The organism is Pseudoalteromonas sp. S4492, assembly GCF_005886115.1.
GTDB classification, from domain to species: domain Bacteria; phylum Pseudomonadota; class Gammaproteobacteria; order Enterobacterales; family Alteromonadaceae; genus Pseudoalteromonas; species Pseudoalteromonas gelatinilytica.
Genome location: NZ_PNCP01000026.1, coordinates 60,503 through 83,436 on the forward strand (window position 1 = coordinate 60,503; position 22,934 = coordinate 83,436).

Below are 22,934 nucleotides of genomic sequence, written 5' to 3' on the forward strand. Positions count from 1 at the left end.
CAGCAAAGGAGCGATGGCTTGAAGAACTTATTTACACTGACAATAAGTATTGCACTAGCTTACTTTCTTACAGGGTATTTAAGTAATTCTTTGCTGGCGATTGATGGTTATGCGGTTGCTGCATGGCCGCCTTCTGGTATTGCGCTTGCCAGTATCTTGCTACTTCGAAATCGAGTCCTACCAGGAGTTTTGCTAGGGGCGCTCTTTGTAAACCTCATTCACCTTGATAAAGCTACCGATATTTTCCATTGGCAAATGATGCTGCAGGCTATTGGTGTAACAACTGCATCAACATTCCAAGCTTGGCTTGCCTATTACATTATTATTCATGTCGCTAAGCGCCCGATTGAATTATCGTCATTAAAGCAAAGTGTGCTTGGTTTAATGATTGGTGGCCCTCTGTGTAGCTTGATTGCGGCTTCAATTGGCACAGGCTTGCTGGTCATTAATAATGTTATTCCGAGTTATGCGGCACTTAATAATTTTATTGCATGGTGGATTGGCGACAGTATTGGGGTGCTGATTTTCACGCCATTAGTGTTAGCTGCATTTAGTTACCATCATACCCGCCAGCGACTACAAATTATTGTGCCGTCGCTATTAATCTATATGGTTATTTGTGTCAGTTTTTATGGTGCAGCCAGTGTAAAAAAAGACAAAGACTTACAACGCCAGCAAGCCAAAGTTAGTGCGATTCATACTAATCTTGAACACCAAGTTGATGAAATTAAGTCGCACCTAGCCTTACTCGCCACTTTTTTTGCTAGTAGTGACGTAGTTGATTTTGATGAGTTTAAGCGCTTTACAGCAAGACAAATGCAATACAGCGAAGAAATCCTTGCTCTTGAGTGGGCGCCTAAAGTTATTCACTCACAACTAAACAACTATCAAAACTTATTGCGTGATGAATTGGGCGCTGATTACTACGTGAAAGAAAAAAATGCTGCTGGGCAGTGGCAGCCAGTGAGTCAGCGAGCTGTGTATTTTCCGGTGCAATATATTCACCCATTAGCAGGGAACGAACCCGCGCAAGGTTTTGATTTGGCCTCAAACGAATTACGCAAACAAGCATTAACAGACTCTCGATTAATTAAAAATGTTACCGTCAGTGAGCCTATTACCCTGATGCAAGGTGATGGCAACGAAAAGGGCGTTTTATTCTTCAACCCTGTCTATTCAGACATTAATCACCAAGTCGGGTTTAGAGGTTATGTTGTTGCAGTGGTCAATTTAGAAGTGTTAGCACAAACACTTAACTTTAATCAGAACACAGAGATTGATGCCAGCTTCTATGATGTTACCGACGGCAGTAACCCAGTCGAAATTTATAACCCCCAACGTGTTGGCACAACGGCCATTGCGAGCTTTAACTTTATTATTGGTGAGCGTGTATGGCAGGTGAAATTATGGGAGTCAGTAGCACAATCATCATGGCTGCCTTATTGGCTGGCGCAAATAGTGGGTATGCTGTTTGTTTGGTTATTGATCACTTTTTTGATTTCAGTAACCGGCACAAATATTCAAATTCGTCAGCAGGTCGCGAAACAAACTCAAAGCCTTCGCGAAGAAAAACTAAAAGCCGATAAAGCCAGCCAAATTAAAAGTGAGTTCTTGGCAAATATGAGCCATGAAATACGCACGCCTATTAATGGTATTAAGGGGTTGCATTATTTAGCGATGCAAGAGCAAGACTGGCAACAAGCTCGTGGTTATATTGATCAAGCAGATGGTGCATTGAATGTACTATTACGGGTAATAAATGATGTTTTAGATTTTTCTAAAATTGAAGCTGGGCGATTGGAGCTACATCAAGAACCCATAGATGTGAATGCGTTGGTTAGTGAGCTGACTAACTTATTGCAGTTTGAACTTAACTCTCGCTCGTTAGAATTTAGTGTTGAGTTTGATGCATCTGAACACTTACTGCTCCACACCGACCCAATTCGTTTAAAACAAATATTGTTGAATCTGTTAAATAATGCGGTGAAGTTCACCCAAGAGGGTACGATTACATTACGTATTTGGCAGCAGGGCGAATTTACTTACTTTAGTGTTATTGATACGGGTATCGGCATCAGTAAAGAGGCACAACAGCGCCTGTTTAAACCATTCTCACAAGCCGATAGCTCAACCTCTCGTCGCTTTGGCGGGACAGGTTTAGGCTTGAGTATTTGTCAAAAACTCATTGTTATGATGGGAGGCGAGATAAGCCTCAGTAGCACTGAAGGGCAAGGATCAACATTTACAATTTCGCTGCCATTTGAATCACCTCTTGAAGAGGTCGTTCATAGTGACGATGAGTTAGCAGATATCGATGTGACTGCTGTGTCATTTGCCGATGATGCAATTCTATTGGTTGAAGATAATCCATTGAATCAACATGTGGCGAGTTCGATTTTAAAAACTAAAGGCTGCCAACCTGATATCGCGAAAGATGGCCATGAGGCTATTAAGATGATCAGTGAAAAAAGCTATGACCTTGTGCTCATGGATATTCAAATGCCGAATATGGATGGCTTACAAGCGACCAAGGTTATTCGCAATGAATTACTGATAACCGATTTACCGATCATTGGCTTATCGGCAAATGCCCATGATGATGACCTTAAGAAAGGCTTAGCCAGTGGTATGAATGGTTATTTAACTAAACCAATTGATGCTGATAAACTTTTTAAAACCTTGTGGCATTTTTTGCATAATGATAGCAGCCATTAAAGCAGACATTTGACCTCAAAAAAGTAAATAAAATCATCTAAACTTGAAATATCGCCGTGGGTACGTATGATCCGCGCAAATTTACTGAACCTGAGTGCTAATTATGATCAATAACAAACTCCCTTTGCTTGATATTCACCGTCATCTAGATGGTAATGTTCGCCCACAAACGATCTTAGACCTTGGTCGTCAGTTTAATCTTGAATTACCTGCTGATAACATTGAAGCGCTTATTCCGCACGTACAGGTTATCGACCCTGAGCCAAATTTAGTGGCGTTTTTACAAAAGCTAGATTGGGGTGTAAAAGTACTGGGTGATTACGATGCTTGTCGTCGTATTGCTATCGAAAATGTTGAAGATGCGATTGCCCAAAACCTCGATTACGTTGAGCTTCGTTTTAGTCCATATTATATGGCGCAAAGCCAAGGCCTACATCCGCAAGGTGTTGTCGAAGCGGTGGTTGATGGTGTTAAAAGTGCGTGTCAAAACGCGCCAATCAAAGCCAACTTAATCGGCATTATGTCGCGTACATATGGCACTAAAATCTGTCAGCAAGAGCTTGATGCGCTACTAGCTTTTAAAAATGATTTAGTTGCGGTTGATTTAGCTGGCGATGAAATTGGCTTTCCGGGCGAGTTATTTGTTGATCACTTTAAGCAAGTACACGATGCATACTTAGCAGCCACTATTCATGCAGGTGAAGCGCGAGGCAGCGAAAGTATTTGGCAAGCAATTAACGAGCTTGGTGCAACGCGTATTGGTCATGGTGTAAAAGCGATTGAAGATACTGCGCTAATGGATTATTTACGTGATAAGCGCATTGGTATCGAGTCTTGCTTAACCAGTAACATCCAAACTAGTACTGTTGCTGAGCTTGCTAAACACCCGTTAAAAACCTTTTTAGACCATGGTATTTTGGCATCAATTAATACCGATGATCCGGCAGTTGAAGGTATTGAAATAGCCTATGAGTATCAAGTAGCAGCACCTGCGGCAGGTTTAAGCCCAGCCGATATGGAAAAAGCGCAAGCTAATGCGCTTGAAATTGCTTATTTAAGCGATGCTGATAAAGCGGCTTTAAAACAGTTAGCTGCTAATCGTTAAGCAGCTAACTCGTCATCCTATACTTGGTGCTCTTGGCATGAAACGTAGTTTTCATATAATGCCTTGAGCACGTCACCTCGGCTGATCATGCCAACAACCTTACCACCCTCGATAACTGGGTAATTCTTTGGCTTACCCGTTTTCATGGCATCAGCCAACTCAATGATATTTTGATCGCTACTCACGGTAACAACATCGGTGCGCATGAGTTGTTTTACCTTTACCACGCCATCGCAGAAATAACTGTTTTGCATAAGCGGCTGCAGCAGCTCTTGTTCAGAAATAAAGCCGACTAGGCTTTTGTTATCATCAAATACCGGTGCGCCCAATAATTTAAACTTTTGTAGCTCGCTAATTGCGGTGGTCATTTCAGTTTCAGGCGTAATGTGTGGCAACTTACGTTGCATAAAATCTTGTACTTTTGTATTTAGCATTTGGGTCTCTCCCCATCGTTATTCTAATCAGAGTATGGTCAAGGAAATGCAGTTTGTGAAATCGTTTAGATGGATTAAGGCGATAGGTAAAACAAATAAAAAAGGCATCCAATTGGATGCCTTAAAAATAACCTGTATGAGTAAGTTATTTAATGAATGCAAATGCATCGGCGTACATGTTCTCACGTACCGCACCATGATTAATAAAATCATCGCGAACCACGCCAATCATGTCGAAGCGGCCTGCCATGTAAATATCGTATGGTTCTAAAGACACGATATCTTCCATAACGGCTTTGTGGACGTAACCGGTTTTGCCAGTCCAGCTTTGCGGTGCATTTTCAACCACAGGAATATATTGGAAATGTGGGTTGCTGTTTGCCCATGCTTGCATTTCATCATGAGCATAAAGTGCAGCTTGCTCACGTACACCCCAGTAAAATAATACAGGACGCTCACAGCCAATTTCAGCAAGGTGATCAGCCATTGATTTAGCGTAAGAGAAGCCAGTACCGCCAGCGAGTAGAATAATTGGGCGCTCACCCTCAACTCGCAGCTGTGATACGCCTAAACCTACTTCAACATTAACTTGCTGTTGCTCTGTATGTGCTTGACGTAAATGATCAAGCGCTTGCATCGCATACGAATCAGCACCCGCGGCACCAATGTGTAGTTCAATTTGCTCAGTTTGTGATGGGCGGCTTGCAATAGAAAAGGCGCGCTTATCTTTTTCGCCTAATACAAGTTGCATATATTGGCCTGCCTCGAATGACACAGGTTGCTGTGGTTTCAAAATGACCTTATGTACGTGGTCTGTAAGCGGGCTGATCGCAACAACGTCAGCGAGTAATGTTTGCATAGTTTACCTTTATAAGCACAGAAGCAAATTCGGTTATGAATCGCACTCATAACCGTTAAATTTTGAGCAGTTTAACATAGTCACAGCCTAGAGAATATCTAAGCTGTCCCATAATTCATCAACACGTTCTTTGATTTTTGGATCCATGACAATGGGCTCACCCCATTCACGATCTGTTTCGCCAGGCCATTTATTAGTCGCATCCATGCCCATTTTTGAACCAAGGCCAGAAACTGGCGATGCAAAATCTAAATAATCAATTGGCGTGTTTTCGATCATCGTCGTATCGCGAGCAGGGTCCATACGTGTGGTAATGGCCCAAATTACGTCGTTCCAGTCGCGTGCGTTTACATCATCATCGCAAACAATCACGAACTTGGTATACATGAATTGGCGCAAGAAAGACCACACCCCCATCATTACGCGCTTAGCATGACCCGGGTATTGTTTTTTCATGGTGACCACAGCCATACGATAAGAACAGCCTTCAGGTGGCAGATAAAAATCTACAATTTCAGGGAATTGCTTTTGCAGAATTGGTACGAACACTTCGTTCAATGCAACCCCGAGTACTGCTGGCTCATCTGGTGGACGGCCAGTATAAGTGCTGTGATAAATTGGGTTTTCACGATGTGTAATATGAGTCACCGTCATCACCGGAAACTCGTCTACTTCGTTGTAGTAACCGGTGTGATCGCCATAAGGGCCTTCTGGTGCTGTTTCATCCGGCATAATATAACCTTCAAGCACGAACTCAGCAGTAGCAGGCACTTGTAGGTCATTTGAAATCGATTTTACGACTTCAGTTTTACTACCGCGTAGTAAACCAGCAAACGCATATTCGCTTAGGGTATCAGGGACGGGTGTTACAGCGCCTAAGATTGTCGCAGGATCAGCACCTAATGCCACTGATACAGGGTAGGGTTCACCTGGGTGCTCTTTACACCATTCACGAAAATCTAATGCGCCACCGCGATGCGATAACCAACGCATAATAATTTTGTTTTTACCCAGTAGCTGCTGACGGTAAATACCTAAGTTTTGGCGCTTTTTATAAGGCCCTTTAGTAACCGTTAGGCCCCATGTAATCAAAGGAGCTGCATCACCCGGCCAGCAATGTTGGATAGGTAACTTCGTTAAGTCAACATCATCGCCTTCAAGTATCACTTGCTGACAAGGTGCTTTTTTTACTTCTTTTGCAGGCATATTCAATACTTGCTTGAATACTGGGATTTGCCCTAGTGCCTCTTTAATACCTTTTGGTGGCTCAGGCTCTTTTAGAAAAGCTAATAACTTACCGACTTCGCGCAGTTCACTGACATCATCTTGGCCCATACCCATAGCTACACGTTTGGGCGTACCAAAAAGGTTAGCAAGAACGGGAATGGTGTGACCTTTAGGGTTTTCGAATAACAGAGCAGGGCCTTCGGCACGTAACGTGCGGTCGGCAATTTCGGTCATTTCAAGGTAAGGATCAATTTCTTGTTTGATCCGTTTTAATTCACCTTTTTGTTCTAATAACTCGATAAATTCGCGAAGATCTTTGTATTTCATTATAGCCGCTTAAACGCTGAATAAACTGTCGCTATTATACTCAAAACCACTGATTAAGCTAATTTAGCCACGAAAGCATTTACTCTTACTTTGTTAAGCTACATTGGTACTTTTTACCTTTTAAAATCAGCATGGCCTCATCGCCTTTTGACCAAAACAGTACATTATCTGCACTGTATTTAACCCCTGAGCCGCTTACTTGGCGATTGAGTGAAAATTCAGCGTCCTTAAATGTCAGTCTGGCTTCATCATCACTGTATTCAACGATACTGGCGCTAAGGGTCTCATCGCACAGATAATTGCTCGGTGCACTTTGCTCAGCACACGCGCACAAGGTAACTAAAGCGAGTCCCGAGAGAAGTGGTTTAATCATAGAAACACCTCTATTTTTGAATGAGCTATAAGCCTAACAAAGAAAAATTAACCGTTGGTGAAAATGGCAGGATAAGTTATGTTGATAGTGTATTTAATGGGCAAGGAACCACCATGGCAGGCACAAATTTACTAACCTTACTTGATGATATTACAACACTTTTAGACGACATTGCGACGATGAGTAAAGTCGCAACAAAAAAAACAGCAGGGGTATTAGGTGATGACCTCGCTCTCAATGCCCAGCAAGTCACAGGGGTAACTGCCGATAGAGAGTTACCAGTGGTTTGGGCTGTAGCAAAAGGCTCGTTTATTAACAAAGCCATCTTAGTGCCCGCAGCGTTATTGATTAGTGTTTGGTTGCCTTGGTTAATCACTCCGCTGTTAATGGTTGGCGGCCTGTTTTTGTGCTTTGAAGGTGCAGAGAAAATTATCGAAAAACTGTTTGGTCACGCTCAACAAGAAGATGAAAGTGTGGTTGAACAACAAGACTTACAAGAATACGAAAAGCAAAAAGTGAAAGGGGCGATCCGCACTGATTTTATCCTCTCAGCAGAAATCATCGTGATAACGCTAGGCACGGTTGCTGGCGCAACGCTGGTTAATCAAGCTTTAGTGCTCAGTGTAATCGCAATTATTATGACCATTGGCGTGTATGGGTTAGTTGCAGGGATTGTTAAACTTGATGATGCTGGTTTGTATTTACTGCAAAAAGCGCAGCAAAGTGGCGGTAAGTTTAAAGAGCTCGTAGGTAAGTTTTTACTTGCTGCAGCGCCTAAGTTAATGCGCTTTTTAGCCTTTGCAGGAACGGTTGCTATGTTCTTAGTTGGCGGAGGTATATTGGTACATGGGATCCCTGTTTTGCATCACGCCCAGCAGGTTAGCACTGAGTTTGTAACGGGTTTACTTGGTAAAACCGGTGAGCTGGCTACGCCAATTATATTTGATGGTTTATTGGGCGTTGTTGCCGGCGTGATCGTCGTATTAGTGGTTGAACTTTGGCATAAAATTCGTCGATAAATAGCATTTGTTAACTCGGGTTTGTTAATTTATTGTAGCTTAAATAGGGTCTTTGCTTTATTATTGCTCAGCTAAAAATAACAATTAAATCGTTAAATGGAGTTAATCATGTCTCGATACCTCACTTTTATGCTGGGGCTAGCGTTATTTACGCTGTCATTTACCAGTTTCGCTAAATCTGCAAAATTATCGGTAGAAGATTTTAGTAAAGGCAATGACTTTAGTCGTGTAACCATCTCTCCTGATGGCAATTACGTTGCTGCTATTAAAAAGCACGAAGGTAAAAATTCACTCATTATTGTTGATACAACCAAGTTTGCCGTAACCCATGCGGTTGCTTTTCCGGGTAATGCACAGGTTGGCGAATACCACTGGGTTAACAACGAACGTGTTATTCTTGAAAAAGAGTATTTAAAAGGCTGGCAAGATACTCCTATTTATTATGGTGAGTTATTTGCTGTTAACGCTGATGGTAGCCGTGGCGCATACGTAATTGGTTATCATGGTGAACAGCAAACAGGTACTCGGTTAAAAAAACAAACACCTGTAGAGGGGACTTCATATCTTTTAGATCCCTTACTTCATGATGATAAAAAAGTTTTGGTTGTCACTTACCCATGGACTGCAACCAATGAGCCAACTACCGTTGTTTATGAAGTCGATGTATATCGCGGTCTGCGCACTTTAATTACGCGATCACCTGCACCAATGGGTGAATTTCTAACAGACCATGATGGTAACGTTCGTATCGCTGTATCAAGTGACGATTACCTCAATGCGACACTTCATGTTCGAGAGCCTGAGGGCGGTTTTTGGAAAGAGCTTGATTTAGAAGGTATTGATTACACCGATATTTCATTAAAGGCATTTGATAAATCAGGTGAGTCTGTATATGCCACCGCATCAAAGGGTGGCGAAGCAGAAAGCCTGATTAAAATTAACCTAAAAACCAAAGAAGTAACGAAAATCTTCCAAGATAAGCATGTGTCACCATCACATATTTGGGTTGATGAAGTTACTAAAGAGTTATTTGCAATAGAAACGGAGGCTGACTATCCAAGCTACTCTTTTGTAGATAGTAGCTCAGTAAAGTCTCAGCGTCTTAAAGATATGTTAGGTGCATTACCTGGTAGTCAAGTGCAGCTAGTCAGCAGTACCGAAGACGATTCAAAAAATATTATTTTTGCATCAAGTGATATAAACCCTGGGCAATATTATCTGTATGACGCAAAGAAGAATAAGTTAAGAGTGCTATTTTCTGCGCGTGGTTGGATAAACCAAGATGATATGGCGCAAACCACACCACTGCGTTTTAAAAGCCGCGATGGATTAACAATTCTTGCTTATTTAACTGTGCCAAATGGCAAAGCTGAGAAAAACTTACCACTCGTTGTTATGCCACATGGTGGTCCTTACCAAGCAAGAGATTATTGGGGTTACGATCCAGAAGCGCAAATGCTAGCTAATAGAGGTATGGCAGTGCTTAAGGTGAATTTTCGTGGTTCACCAGGTTTTGGACAGAATTTTAGAGAAGCTGGCTATCGCCAGTGGGGACAAAATATTCAGCACGATATTATTGATGGTGTAAAACTGTTAATTAATGACGGCACAGTTGATAAAGATAATATTTGTATTATGGGAGCCAGCTTCGGTGGTTACTCTGCATTACAAAGCGCGATTATCGAGCCGGATATGTTCAAGTGTGCAATAGGTCTGATGGGGGTTTACGACTTGCCTCTTATGTATGAAGAGGGTGACACGCAAGCCCGAAGCTATGGAGTTAATTACCTAAAAACAGTGATTGGTACTGATGAGGCTGAGTTAAAAGCATTCTCGCCGGTTTACAACATTGATAAGCTAAAAGCGCCTGTACTTATTGTGCATGGTGGTGAAGACGAACGTGCCCCAATTGAGCAAGCAGAATCATTAGAAGCTGCGTTGAAAAAAGCTAAGCACCCATATGAAATTACTATTCTAGATGATGAAGGCCACGGTTTTTATAAAGAAGAGCACCGCACTCTTTACTATAAAAAAGTACTGGCTTTCTTAGAAGACCATTTAAAACTTTAAAAGAAAAATGCCGGCGAGATACCTCGCCGGCAAAGATTTAGCACGGGAACGTAAGCGTGCTAGTGTGCAAGGTCTTCCTTCAAGTTATACAAACTCAAAAGACGATTCGTTCATTAAGCAATGCAGCCCAGTTGCAATTTAAAACAGAGTAGGGAGAGTGACTCTGCTTTTGCTAACACGCATTTATAAAACCAACAAAATAATATAAATACTGCGCCACGTAAAAATGTTATAACATAACAAAAGTAAAGTAAATAGCGAGAGTCATATTATTAGCTTGGTTTCTTCTGAGTGATGTTTATGGATAATTGGTTATTGAGTGTCTAATTTACTACAATCGTAACTCAAACATAGCTCTGCAAGTTCAATCTTCGCTTTCGGATTCCCTTGTAAGGTGGCTTTGTTAAGCCAATAAGCTGCTTTTTCGTTATTGATTTCTGTGCCTTGGCCGTCACGATACATCTGACCTAAGTTTAATTGTCCCCATGAATAGCCACCTTCAGCTGACAGCGTAAAGCTATTCAGTGCTTCTTTGTATAAGCCATCTTTGAAGTAAGTAATGCCTTGTTGATTGTACTTATCTAACTTCACACCTGCGTATAAGGGTTTGGGTCTTGGTGGGTGCATCACAAAACCACCGAATAAGCTATAAAGCTCAGGTCGCATGATTTTATATATGCTGCCGTCATCATACAGCTGTTTAATTTGTTGTTTACTGAAGGTTAGAGTTTTACTAGAAAAGTAATCATCTTGCACTAACAGACTGGTGCGCATCGCAATCTCGATGTCTTTGTTGTATTTGTATGTGTAGTTAGCAATTCTAAATGTCATGCTCTTATCGTCAAACTCAACGAGTTGTGCCACTTTCAAATTGTTAATACGTTTTGGCTTACCAGTGAATTTATCTGAATACACAAAATAGGTATCAAATAACTTAGGCTCGCTTAGGTAAGTTTGCTCGTTCTCAGTTTGTTCATTCGCACCAAGTAATGCCTTTGTGAATAGGTAAACGATGATGAATAGACCAATAAAGTATTTTATAAATGAGGCTAATTCTAGAGCTGGCAGGGAATACCAAGGTGCAGGAGTAACATAGCCACAGTCATCGCATTGCCTTTGATAATTAATAGAGAGTGGCATGATGGGCAAAATGGTAAAGCGCAACACTCTACTGTGATTGCTTAAAGAATAATGTTCACTATGACAATGTGGACACGTTTTTTGTTTTTTATAAAAAACATCAGCGGGTGCGGTATTAAATAGAAGCATCGTTTCTTCCTGAATATTGCTATCAATAAACTAGAACAAATGCAGAGAGTTAGAAAGCGTCAAACTGTAACTAAATATGAATTAAACGAGTCGAACAGTGTTTTCGTTTAGAGAAACAGTACATTCTCTGCTATGATCCACAACATCTTCGAGGATGTCCCTCAATTATCAAGTTTGGAATATTACTGTGACTGCTACTGCTTTTTCATCTTTGGCTTTGCCGCAAGAGTTAACCGATAACTTATCAACTTTAGGTTATACGCAAATGACGCCTGTGCAAGCGCAAAGTTTGCCAGTGATCTTGCAAGGCAAAGATATTATTGCCCAAGCCAAAACCGGGTCGGGTAAAACGGCTGCGTTTAGTCTAGGTGTATTGGCTAAGTTAAATGTGAAAAGGTTTCGTATTCAGTCTCTCATTTTATGTCCAACCCGAGAGTTAGCAGAGCAAGTTGCTGAAGAAGTTCGTAAGCTTGCCCGTGGCATTCACAATATTAAAGTTTTAACCTTATGTGGAGGGGTGTCTATTGGTCCACAAATTGGCTCACTAGAACATGGTGCGCATATCATTGTTGGCACGCCTGGTCGTGTTGATGACCATATTCGCAAAGGCACATTGCGCTTAGATGATGTCGAGACTTTAGTGTTAGACGAAGCTGATCAAATGCTAGACATGGGTTTTCAGGATACCCTTGATGCTATTGTTGAGTGCATTCCTAACCAACGCCAAACATTATTGTTCAGTGCGACTTATCCAAAATCAATTGCAGCGATTGCAGAGCGAGTGCTTAGCAATCCAGAAATGATTAAGGTTGAAGAAGAACAAACAAAGAGCACAATCAAACAATACTTTTACAAGCTTGATAACAACAAACAGCGCTTTAATACATTGAAGCTGTTGCTACTGAAGTTCCAACCAGAAAGCTGTGTGGTTTTTTGTAACACCAAAGTTGAAACACAACAGATTTGTGATGATCTTTATGCTGAGGGTTTTAGTGCAGTTGCCTTACACGGTGATTTAGATCAGCGTGAACGTGAGCGCACTTTAATTCGCTTTGCTAATAAAAGCGCCTGTATTCTGGTTGCAACGGATGTTGCCGCACGCGGCTTAGATATCAACGATATGGACATGGTAGTGAACTATCACCTTGCACATGACCCACAAACCCATGTACATCGTGTTGGTCGTACCGGTCGAGCAGGTAAAAAGGGTATTGCATGCTCTATTTATGGTGAAGCTGAGCAATTTAAAGTGGCACAAATTGGCGACCACTACGAGCGTGACTTTGACCCGGAACCAATTCCGCCATTTAGCTTGCTAGAAAAGCCCGCTTATAAGCCAACCATGGCAACCATTATGATTGATGCTGGCAAGAAGCAAAAAATTCGTGCTGGTGATATTTTAGGCGCATTAACGGGTAAAGAAGGTATTGCTGGTCATCAAGTAGGTAAAATTAATGTGCTTGATAATGTTGCCTTTATTGCTGTAGAGCGAGCTGCTGCAAAACCTGCGCTACGTAAATTAACTGAAGGTAATATTAAAAAGCGTAAGATTCGCGCACGACGTTTGAGCAGATAAATTGGTAAATTATGAGCAGCTTGCTTTAAGTTGCTCATATTCGAGTTGTATTTTCTTAAACTCAATTGCACAGCCTTGGCGGTCTGGGTGATGTTTTAATGCGAGCTGCCGCCAGCGTTTCTGTAACTCTTTTAAAGAAAACCCCACCGGTAGTTGCCACGCCTGCTGTAAGTCTAATAGCTGTTGCTGAGATAACGGGTGAATGCCCTTTTTTTGGCTAAATGACGAAAAACGCTGCCAAAAATCAGTTAATAACGCATCAATTTCTTCGCTGCTTGTATCAAAGTTTTGCCAATCTAAATAGTAATCCCGTAGCGGATCGTGACTTTCTAATGCATTACTTATTTGCTCATTAACAAGCTCAATATGTAATGAGGCAATTTGTAGTTGTTGCTCTGGTGCGAGTTGTGTTTGCAGCTGATAAAGGCCATTCATAACTAAAAAGTTGCGTTTAAACAGATCTTTTTGTGGGTCAGCGTCTAATGGTTCAATTTTTCCTGATTCACTGAGAGCGCTGGCAAGCGTATGAACCTTCCACGTTGGTTGTTCCAAAAGAAGGTAAAAAATCTCATCAATCAGTGGGTTAACCATTGTTCGTAAGCCTATCTTTAGTGTAATCTACAGTGGTATACGCTATCACAGCTGCTTTTATGAAACTACGCTATTGTTTTTTAGATACTAGGGAATACTTTTAGCCAAGCTTACTAACTGCATCTTCAGGCTAAGTTGATATTAAGGGATTTCGTCATATGTTCACATCACTGCGTATTAGCTTGCTTACAGCCATCCTGATCGGCTGCAGTGTACTCTTTTCGCAGCCAAGTTTTGCTATTTCTTCATTATTCAAACAATTTAGTGAATCCGAGCAGTGGCAAGAAAAGCAACAGCTTGCCAAAAAACTGCTTAAGCAAGATTCAACTAACCAAGAACAAAGGCTCGATATATACCTGCAACTTGCGGATTTTGCGCTTGATAAGGGCAATTTTTCGGCGGCTGTAAAGAACTACCAATTGGCAGAGCAATCGACAAGCTTTGCTGCAACCCCAAAACGGTATTTTCGTAGTTTAAAAATGCAAGGGGTTACTTACTATTATCAAGGTTTGATGCAACAAGCTGTGCTTGCTTACAGTGAGGCATTAAGCGTTGCGAAAAAGCTACCAGAGCCAATTGCCGAAGCGAACTTACTTAGTAATATTGGCCTTGCTTATTTTGATATGTTCAATATGGATCAAGCGCTTAAGTATTACAAAGAAGCGAAAGACATATACGAAGAGCATGGCAGTGAACAAGATAAAGCAGATATCTTACACAACATAGCGGGTATTTATATTCGTTTGTCGAGCTATGACATTGCGCTTGATATGTATAGAGAAACGCTAGAGATTTTCCAAAAATTAGGGGATGAAGACGGCGTTGCTCAATCCTATGGCAATATTGGCGTTGCGTACTCTGAGCTTGGTCAATATCAGCTGTCTTTGCATTACTATCAGCGAGCTTTGCGATACTACCAAGAGACAAATAATGCTTATTTTCTTTCGTCGCGCCACGCAAACATAGCCAATGTTTATCTGCGCACTGGTGATTTAGAACTTGCCTTAAGCCACGCAGAGAAAGCTGTTGAATTTGCAAAACAAATTGATAATAAAACGTTAGAGCTTGCCGGTTTATTATCGCAAGCAAAAATCGAGTTATTACAAGGAAAGCTCGCTGAAGCTGAAGCAACTCTGACTACGTCGGTCTTTATGGCTAAACAATATAAAGATGATTTGAGAGTACAAGACGGCGCAGGAATGATGGCCTTAATTAAATCTGGCAAAGGAGATTATGCAGGGGCCGTTGCTAGTTTTGATCAGTTTGTACGTTCATTCAAAAGCGAGCAAAGCTTACAATTATTAAAGTCGATGGGTGAGCTGCAAAGTCAAATTCAAGCAAGTCAGCTTAATCAAGAAATTGTTGAGCTAAAGCAGCTACAACATGTGCAAGAGCTCGAAATGTCTAAACAGCGCCAGTTGGGCATTATGTTATTTATTTTGTTTGTGATGATAGTGGTAACGGGGATTACTATTTATCGCCGTAGTATAGAAAAAGGTGCCAAAGAGCAACTTTCGTTAATGGTCGCGAAACGCACCAAAGAGCTTGAAGAAACCGCAGAGCAATTACGTAGTGCTAACGAAATTAAAAGTCAGTTTTTAGCAAATATCAGCCATGAAATCCGTACACCTTTAACCGCAATTTTGGGGCAAACCGATAATTTAATGAATGGTTTTTATAAACCAGAGCAGTTAAACGATGAGCTTGCGGTTATTCAAAAACAAAGTGATCACTTGAAAGAACTGATTAACGATGTACTCGATATTAGTAAAATTGAGGCTAATAAGCTTGAGTTAAGCCTAAAAGAAGGTGATCTAGTTCGATTACTTACTGACGTCCACTCCATGCTCAGTGGTCAGGCTAAAGATAAAGGGCTGAACTTTGCTTTTCACAATGAGTTGGGTGAGCAGTTTTACAGTCAACTCGACTTTACCCGCATTAAACAAATACTTATCAACCTATGTGCTAATGCAATTAAATTTACCAATCAAGGTGAAGTAGAGTTAAAAGTCTCTCAAGTAGAGCAAGGCGTCTGGTTTCGTGTCGCTGATACGGGCATTGGTATGAACGCCGAGCAGCTTAAGCAAATATTTGAATGTTTTAGGCAAGGCGACAACAGCATCAGCCGTCGCTTTGGTGGGACCGGGCTTGGCTTAAGCCTATCACAACAACTTGCGATGATGATGGGTGGCTATATTAGTGTTGAAAGTGAACTAAATAAAGGCAGCATATTTTCGTTTTACTTGCCGTGTAAAGAGCATACGCCAAGCTCTGAAACTGTTGAGCTTACAAAGTATGTGCAGCCAGTGACAAAAGGTTTATCAGGTAAAGTGTTACTTGCTGAAGATCACCCAGATAACCGCCGTTTAATTTCTCGTTATTTAGAGTCGATGGGCCTTGAGGTGATTGCGGTTGAAAATGGTGAGCAAGCTGTTGAGCAGTGCCTCAAGGAATTCCCAGATGTGGTGCTGCTGGATATTCAAATGCCAGTATTGGATGGCTTACAGGCGCTCAAGCTATTACAAGAATGTGGCTTTACTCAGCCTGTCTATGCATTAACAGCTAATGCAATTAGCCATGAAATTGACAGCTACCTCGAAGCCGGCTTTACAGGATATTTAGCCAAACCGATTGATAAAAAAGTATTTTACACGCAACTAGCTAAGCATTGTAAAAAGGATGGGGCAACAACTAAGTCTCAGCATGATATGAGCGACTTAGTGGCAAGCTTTATTAATAGCTTCGAGCATGAAAGCGTATTGATACAACAGCACTTTGCAGCTCATGAGTTGTTTAACTTACAGCAAGATGCTCACCGAATTGGCGGTGCGGCTAAAATGTTTGCACTAGATGATGTTGCAATGAGTGCTATGGCGCTTGAGTCGGCGTTAAAGCAAGACAAACTTACCGATTTAACAGGTTTAGTTGCTCAACTACTTGAGCAACTACATAATGCTTCGGTTGATCAAAACAGTTCAATATCACCGTCTTGAATTTTTTCAATTTCTTGATTGGTATCGAAACGAGAGCGGTCAATTCGCTGTTCGTGATCGGTTTCGGGTGGCGTGATATGAAACATCGACAGCTTATCGTCTATGGTGTGGGCAAGGCGAACCAAGTCTTTACTCGATACAGCCTGTATTTGTGAACTTGAAAGTGCATCAGAGTTGAGCTCCACCATCGCATCAATACTTGCTTGGGCTTCATCCGACATTTGGCTTTGCATCGCCACCTGCTCATGAACACTCTCAGAAAACGCATTAATTTCAAGCATTGCTTGTTCAATTTTATTGGTTTCTTTGGTTGAAGCCTCAGACAACTCAACCGTACGCTCGGTTTCTTTTAGTGCCGTTTGCATTAATTGATATGCTTGTTCAGTACTGTGCTGGATTTTAGCTACCATCTCACGCACTTCTTGTGTTGATTTACTGGTGCGGGCAGCCAGATTTCTTACTTCATCAGCGACTACCGCAAAGCCACGCCCTTGCTCGCCAGCTCGTGCAGCTTCAATGGCAGCATTTAGCGCAAGTAAGTTAGTTTGTTCGGCAATACTATTTATGACATCAATGACGGAGCCAATCGCATCACTATCTTGTTTAAGTAAAATAATCTGCTCACTCGTTAGATTGATATTATCGGCAAGCTTGATAAGACTCGCCTGGCTTTTATCTGTGTCTAAACGGGTTTGTTGTACAGAACGGGTGGCATCAGATACTGAATTAAAAATTTGTTCAAGGCTTCTATCTAACTCTTTCGATACTTCAATCGTACGGGTAATGGTATCCGCTAAATCAATACCATGAGCATCTTGTATGGTGGCTTTTTGAGTCATTGATGCATACGTGTCACGCAGTGCATCGGCCATAGGTAATAAGCGGGCAGATGACGAATATATTTCGCCAAGCATGTGTTCAACCATCGTCAAACTGGCATTGAGGGCATGACAAGCTTGCGGTAATTGACGATCATTTTCGTCAAAACGAAAAGTGAAATCGATGCCTTGCTCAGAAGTAATATTAGAAACAAAATAACTTAAGTGATCCTGTTGCTTATGCTCAGTAGTATAAACGTAAGCAATAATAGTAAGCCAAGGAACGACAACAATAAGCGCAAATACAGCCATTGCTGTTGCAGATAATTCAAATACGGTAAAACTAGCAATACAACTAAGTAAGCTTATTAAGAATAGAGCTACAGCTACTTTAATGCGAGTCATTGAGGGGATCCTTACCTTTTAATCCTATAATGTATAGAACAAATTTCTATTTATTACCAATAAACTTATTCTGTAAAAGTATAACTATTAAGGTGTTATGTCCTTAGTTTTACGCAAAAAAAATGCCTGTATTAAACAGGCATTTTTTAAAAACTAGTAATAGTTACTGACGTTTCATTGAGTCAAAGAATTCATCATTGGTTTTGCTCATTGAAAGCTTATCAATTAAGAATTCCATGGCATCAATTTCTGACATCTCATGAACGATCTTACGTAAGATCCACATCTTCTGAAGTTCATCAGGTTTAGTGAGTAACTCTTCGCGACGCGTACCTGAGCGGTTAAAATCAATCGCTGGGAATACACGCTTTTCAGCAATCTTACGATTTAAGTGTAATTCCATGTTACCAGTACCTTTGAACTCTTCGTAGATAACTTCGTCCATCTTCGAACCCGTATCGATTAGGGCTGTTGCAATAATTGTTAAGCTACCGCCTTCTTCTACGTTACGCGCCGCACCAAAGAAACGTTTTGGTTTGTGTAAAGCGTTTGCATCAACACCACCAGTTAGTACCTTACCTGATGAAGGGATAACGGTATTGTAAGCACGAGCAAGACGCGTGATTGAATCAAGTAAGATAACCACATCTTTTTTGTGCTCAACAAGGCGCTTCGCTTTTTCAATTACCATTTCAGCAACTTGAACGTGACGACTCGCTGGCTCATCAAATGTTGAAGCAATTACTTCACCTTTAACAAGACGCTGCATCTCTGTTACTTCTTCTGGACGCTCGTCGATAAGAAGAACCATAAGCTCACAATCAGGCTGGTTGTAGCTAATTGATTGTGCAATGTTTTGCAGTAGCATCGTTTTACCCGCTTTTGGCGGAGCAACGATTAGCGCACGTTGGCCTTTACCAATTGGTGAGGCTAAATCAAGTACACGTGCTGTGATATCTTCAGTACTACCGTTACCACGTTCCATACGTAAACGTTCGTTTGCGTGAAGTGGGGTAAGGTTTTCAAAAAGAATTTTTGTGCGAGAGTTTTCAGGTTTGTCGAAGTTTACTTCATTTACTTTTAATAATGCGAAGTAACGTTCACCGTCTTTAGGTGGACGAATAAGACCTGAAATAGAGTCACCAGTACGCATGCTGAATCGACGGATTTGACTCGGTGATACATAAATATCATCTGGACCGGCTAAGTAAGATGCTTCTGATGATCTTAAGAAACCAAAACCATCTTGTAAGATTTCTAAAACACCGCCGCCATAGATGTTTTCACCGCTTTTAGCGTGCGCTTTCAAAATGGCGAAAATAATGTCTTGTTTTCTTAAACGGGCTACGTTTTCGAGCCCCATGGACTCAGCTAAGTTTACAAGCTCTTTGATAGACTTGTCTTTTAATTCGCGTAAATGCATATTGGTGGGTTCTTTATTACAATTGTCATACTCAAAATCATCGTTAGATACATGAGTGAGGTTTGTTGGTATAACTAAGGATTAGTTGGCTTTATAAACTAGCAGGTCACTAGCAAGGCGTCCAGTCTTTAAACAAAATAAAGCTAAAAAAAGGGCAAAAAGCCCTTTTTTTATATTTTCATTAGATGTTGTTTTCTAAAAACTCTACTAATTGAGTCTTAGAAAGAGCACCAACTTTAGTTGCTGCAACTTGGCCATCTTTGAAAAGAAGTAATGTAGGGATACCACGGATACCAAACTTAGGTGGTGTGCCCGCGTTTTGGTCGATGTTAAGTTTTGCAACTGTAACACGGCCATCAAACTCGCCAGCTACTTCGTCAAGAATAGGGGCGATCATTTTACAAGGTCCGCACCATTCAGCCCAAAAATCAACAAGTACAGGTTTGTCTGATTGTAGTACGTCAGCTTCAAAGCTATCGTCAGTTAATTGAATAATTTTCTCGCTCATTGCGATCTCCGATTAGTTAGGCGAAATATTTAATGCGTATTTAAACACTCTTGTTTCTTATTGCAAGTTTAAACGTTATGCTTAAACGCTATGACTAAGACACATTTGACCGATAAAAAGTTTTCAGACTTTGCTATCGCACCGGAAGTGGTTGCCGGTTTAACCGAAAATGGGTTTGAATATTGCACACCCATTCAAGCGAAATGCCTACCTTTTATTTGTGAAGGCCGCGATATTGCGGGCCAAGCACAAACGGGTACGGGCAAAACGTTGGCGTTTTTAACTGCCACGTGCCATCGGTTATTACAATCTAGCAAAGCACCTAGTAAACATCCAAGAGCCCTGATCATGGCCCCAACAAGGGAGCTGGCGATTCAGATACACAAAGATGCAAAAATTTTAGCGCCACACTGTAATCTTAACTTAGGTTTAGTATATGGTGGCGAAGATTACGAAAAACAACGTGCACAACTAGAAAAAGGCGTGGATATTTTAATTGGGACCACCGGACGCCTTATCGATCTTTATAAACAGGGCTGTTACACCCTGAATGAAATTGAAGTTGTGGTACTTGATGAAGCAGATCGTATGTTCGATTTAGGCTTCATAAAAGATATTCGTTATATGTTTAGACGTATGCCAGAAACGTCTGAGCGTTTAAACCTATTATTTTCTGCAACCTTGTCTTATCGCGTGCAGGAATTAGCGTTTGAACATATGACTAACCCTGAGCATGTACAAGTCGAGCCTGATGTAAAAACAGGTAAGCGTATTCAGGAAGAGCTGTTCCATCCATCACAAGATGACAAAATTAAGTTACTGTTAACTTTAATTGAAGAAGAATGGCCAGAGAAAGCAATTGTGTTTGCAAATACGAAACACAGTTGTGAGAATGTCTATGCATGGATGAAAGCGGATGGTCATCGAGTTGGGTTATTAACCGGTGATGTAAATCAGAAAAAACGTCAATCAATTTTGGCTCAATTTACCAAAGGCGATTTAGACTTTTTAGTAGCAACCGACGTTGCTGCCCGTGGTTTGCATATTCCAGAAGTAAGTCATGTATTTAATTTTGATTTGCCAGATGATTGTGAAGACTATGTACACCGTATTGGCCGTACAGGACGTGCTGGTGCTTCAGGACACGCTATTAGCTTTGCCTGTGAACAGTATGCCTATAATCTCCACGAAATTGAGCAATATATAGAACACAGCATTCCATTATCACATTATGATAAAAGTGCATTGCTTGATGATTTAACTAAGCCTACTATTCAGAAAAAGCGGAACTATTCTACAGGCCCACGTAGTCGTAATAACAACGGACGTCGACCAAATAATAGTTACCAGAAATCACGGTCGTAATAAGCGACCGTTGTTGAAGACTTAGTAGTAACTAGAGGTTTTTGAACGGTGGGGCAACTTCAACCGCAAAAAAATGTGTATGCAGTAATCGACTTAGGATCAAATAGCTTTCATATGCTGATCGCTAAATCGATTGCTGGCGGTCTGCAAACGATCGGTCGAGTCAAACGTAAAGTAAGGCTTGCTGCAGGACTTGATGAAAACAACGTCCTAAGTACAGAAGCTATGCAACGAGGCTGGGAATGCCTAGCATTGTTCGCTGAACGTCTACAAGACATACCAAAGAAAAACATCACAATTGTTGCGACCGCAACCTTACGTCTTGCTACTAACGCTGATGTATTCAAGCAAAAAGCTGAACAGATCCTTGGTCATAAAATCAATGTCATCAGCGGTGAGTTAGAAGCAAAGACAATCTATAAAGGTGTGGCGCATACCTCAGCTTGTAGCGGCAAACAACTGGTGATCGATATTGGCGGCGCGAGTACTGAAGTCGTGATCGGCCAAGGTTTTGATGCACTGCACTACAAAAGTCTGCATATGGGGTGTGTTACCTTCCTAGAACGCTACTTTAAAGATCAAAAACTCAGTAACGAAAATTTTGCTGCAGCAATTAAAGCGGCTAGTGATGTGGTTGCTGAAATTGTTGATGAATACAAAGCAACGGGCTGGCAAATAGCGAGCGGTGCATCGGGTACTGTGCAAGCTATTCAAGAGATCATGGTTGCACAAAACCAAGATGAGCTTTTAACGCTCGATAAGCTCCTCGCCATTAAAGAACAATCAGTACAATTTGACACTATTGCTGATCTTGAGCTTGCAGGCTTGAGCGAAGAGCGCCGTCTAGTGTTTGTTTCTGGCCTCGCTATTTTGATCGCATTGTTTGAATCGTTAGATATAAAACAAATGGGTCTTGCTCGCGGCGCATTACGCGAAGGTGTTTTATACAGCATGGTGCCAGAGCTTCATAACCACGACATTCGAAAACGAACTGTTGATGGCTTAATGAATCGCTATCATGTTGATCAAAAACAAGCGTGCCGTGTGGCGCAACTAGCAGAGCAATTGGCAAAAAGCGTCATGGGGCAATGGCAGTCAATCGATGATAACGCAATCGCATTATTAAGAACGGTTGCAAAACTGCACGAGATTGGCTTACTGATAGAGTATAAGCTTTATCATAAGCACACAGCTTACATTATAGAAAACACAGATATGCCAGGATTCTCACAATCTGAGCATAAACTGATCACAGCTGTTGCTAATGAACATCGTGCTGATCTTGTTAAAAACAGCTTTGCTCACTTAGGTTGTCATCAAGTACTCGCAGAATGTTTAACAAGAGTTGTGCGGATCGCCGTGATCTTATCAATGCGTCGCCAAGATGATGTACTGCCAGCGATAGATCTTAGTGTTAATGAAAACACCCTCACACTGACATTTGATGGCGATTGGTTAAAATATCACCCATTAATGGCCAGTGAACTGCAACTAGAGTCCAAGTTACAAGCAAAAGTAGGTTGGAAGCTCATAGTAAAATAACGTTAAAAGGCCCTTTAGGGCCTTTTTTAGTGCTATTTTTGCGCGTTTCGTTCGTATTTTGCGCGAACAGTCATTTTTTTCATAAAAACTTCAAAAAACAGTTGATCTCAATTCGGATCTCCCTATAATGCGCATCCACCGACACGGCGGACTGCTTACAAAAAAGCAAAACGACGAGTTAGTTGAGTCAAGTAAGACTGGGTTTTGAAAAAATAAACTTTTCTCAAAATTAAGTGTTGACAAAAACAACGGCTTGCGTAGAATGCACAGCCCTTGAGACGCAAAAGTATCTCAAACGTTCTTTAACAATATAAA

17 protein-coding genes are annotated in these 22,934 nt (G+C 41.2%); 8 read left to right on the forward strand and 9 right to left on the reverse strand.

The annotated features are described in order from the left end of the window. The first annotated feature begins 18 nt into the window (after nt 1-18). Both CWC28_RS08065 and add read left to right on the forward strand, forming a co-directional pair. Entirely contained in the window at nt 19-2,715 is a 2,697-nt protein-coding gene (locus CWC28_RS08065) for a CHASE domain-containing protein (RefSeq protein WP_138624962.1), read from the forward strand. A 103-nt stretch (nt 2,716-2,818) separates the two neighbouring features. Further along, a complete protein-coding gene (add, locus tag CWC28_RS08070) occupies nt 2,819-3,820 on the forward strand; it encodes an adenosine deaminase (RefSeq protein ID WP_105174417.1) in 1,002 nt (333 codons plus the stop codon). Between the two features lie 17 nt (nt 3,821-3,837). Here the strand turns inward: add and CWC28_RS08075 are convergent, their stop codons facing one another. The 4 genes from CWC28_RS08075 to CWC28_RS08090 form a co-directional block, all read right to left on the reverse strand. Next, nucleotides 3,838-4,254, reverse strand: coding sequence for a CBS domain-containing protein (locus CWC28_RS08075; protein WP_054554669.1), 417 nt, complete (start codon nt 4,252-4,254; stop codon nt 3,838-3,840). 145 nt (nt 4,255-4,399) lie between these two features. Beyond that, complete coding sequence (fre, locus tag CWC28_RS08080; RefSeq protein WP_058585406.1) at nt 4,400-5,113, reverse strand: NAD(P)H-flavin reductase; 714 nt, start codon at nt 5,111-5,113, stop codon at nt 4,400-4,402. Nucleotides 5,114-5,200: 87 nt separating this feature from the next. Continuing rightward, the gene (gene ubiD / locus CWC28_RS08085; protein WP_105174418.1) at nt 5,201-6,667 is read right to left on the reverse strand and encodes a 4-hydroxy-3-polyprenylbenzoate decarboxylase; all 1,467 of its coding nucleotides are present in this window, start codon (nt 6,665-6,667) and stop codon (nt 5,201-5,203) included. A gap of 85 nt (nt 6,668-6,752) precedes the next feature. After that, entirely contained in the window at nt 6,753-7,040 is a 288-nt protein-coding gene (locus CWC28_RS08090; protein WP_063700686.1) for an MliC family protein, read from the reverse strand. A 113-nt stretch (nt 7,041-7,153) separates the two neighbouring features. Here CWC28_RS08090 and CWC28_RS08095 point away from each other — a divergent pair, with 113 nt between their 5' ends. Both CWC28_RS08095 and CWC28_RS08100 read left to right on the forward strand, forming a co-directional pair. Continuing rightward, a complete protein-coding gene (locus tag CWC28_RS08095) occupies nt 7,154-8,059 on the forward strand; it encodes a DUF808 domain-containing protein (RefSeq protein ID WP_105174424.1) in 906 nt (301 codons plus the stop codon). A 108-nt stretch (nt 8,060-8,167) separates the two neighbouring features. Then, a complete protein-coding gene (locus CWC28_RS08100) occupies nt 8,168-10,129 on the forward strand; it encodes an alpha/beta hydrolase family protein (protein ID WP_105174419.1) in 1,962 nt (653 codons plus the stop codon). A 312-nt stretch (nt 10,130-10,441) separates the two neighbouring features. Here CWC28_RS08100 and CWC28_RS08105 read toward each other — a convergent pair whose 3' ends face one another. Further along, a complete protein-coding gene (locus tag CWC28_RS08105) occupies nt 10,442-11,398 on the reverse strand; it encodes a tetratricopeptide repeat protein (protein ID WP_105174420.1) in 957 nt (318 codons plus the stop codon). A gap of 187 nt (nt 11,399-11,585) precedes the next feature. On the opposite strand from CWC28_RS08105, the gene dbpA reads away from it, so the two are divergent. Then, nucleotides 11,586-12,974, forward strand: coding sequence for an ATP-dependent RNA helicase DbpA (gene dbpA / locus CWC28_RS08110; protein ID WP_063700692.1), 1,389 nt, complete (start codon nt 11,586-11,588; stop codon nt 12,972-12,974). A gap of 9 nt (nt 12,975-12,983) precedes the next feature. Here the strand turns inward: dbpA and CWC28_RS08115 are convergent, their stop codons facing one another. Then, nucleotides 12,984-13,565: a DNA-J related domain-containing protein gene (locus tag CWC28_RS08115; protein ID WP_063700695.1), complete on the reverse strand. Its 582-nt coding sequence runs from the start codon at nt 13,563-13,565 to the stop codon at nt 12,984-12,986. Nucleotides 13,566-13,723: 158 nt separating this feature from the next. On the opposite strand from CWC28_RS08115, the gene CWC28_RS08120 reads away from it, so the two are divergent. Next, nucleotides 13,724-16,558: a tetratricopeptide repeat protein gene (locus CWC28_RS08120; protein WP_138624963.1), complete on the forward strand. Its 2,835-nt coding sequence runs from the start codon at nt 13,724-13,726 to the stop codon at nt 16,556-16,558. Here the strand turns inward: CWC28_RS08120 and CWC28_RS22650 are convergent. The 3 genes from CWC28_RS22650 to trxA all read right to left on the reverse strand — a co-directional run bounded on the left by CWC28_RS22650 (nt 16,531) and on the right by trxA (nt 19,712). After that, a complete protein-coding gene (locus tag CWC28_RS22650; RefSeq protein WP_063700699.1) occupies nt 16,531-17,781 on the reverse strand; it encodes a methyl-accepting chemotaxis protein in 1,251 nt (416 codons plus the stop codon). The genes CWC28_RS08120 and CWC28_RS22650 overlap by 28 nt on opposite strands. Nucleotides 17,782-17,944: 163 nt before the next feature. Continuing rightward, nucleotides 17,945-19,204: a transcription termination factor Rho gene (gene rho, locus CWC28_RS08130; protein WP_062566226.1), complete on the reverse strand. Its 1,260-nt coding sequence runs from the start codon at nt 19,202-19,204 to the stop codon at nt 17,945-17,947. Between the two features lie 181 nt (nt 19,205-19,385). Beyond that, nucleotides 19,386-19,712 (reverse strand): thioredoxin TrxA, encoded by a 327-nt coding sequence (gene trxA, locus CWC28_RS08135; protein WP_063700701.1) that lies wholly within the window; start codon nt 19,710-19,712, stop codon nt 19,386-19,388. A gap of 90 nt (nt 19,713-19,802) precedes the next feature. Between trxA and rhlB the strand changes: the two genes are divergently transcribed. Both rhlB and gppA read left to right on the forward strand, forming a co-directional pair. Continuing rightward, on the forward strand, nt 19,803-21,077 hold the full coding sequence (rhlB, locus tag CWC28_RS08140) for an ATP-dependent RNA helicase RhlB (protein WP_063700702.1): 1,275 nt from the start codon (nt 19,803-19,805) through the stop codon (nt 21,075-21,077). 48 nt (nt 21,078-21,125) lie between these two features. Then, nucleotides 21,126-22,619 carry a guanosine-5'-triphosphate,3'-diphosphate diphosphatase gene (gene gppA, locus CWC28_RS08145; RefSeq protein ID WP_063700705.1) on the forward strand — a complete coding sequence of 498 codons (1,494 nt, stop codon included), beginning with the start codon at nt 21,126-21,128 and terminating at the stop codon, nt 22,617-22,619. Nucleotides 22,620-22,934 lie beyond the last annotated feature (315 nt).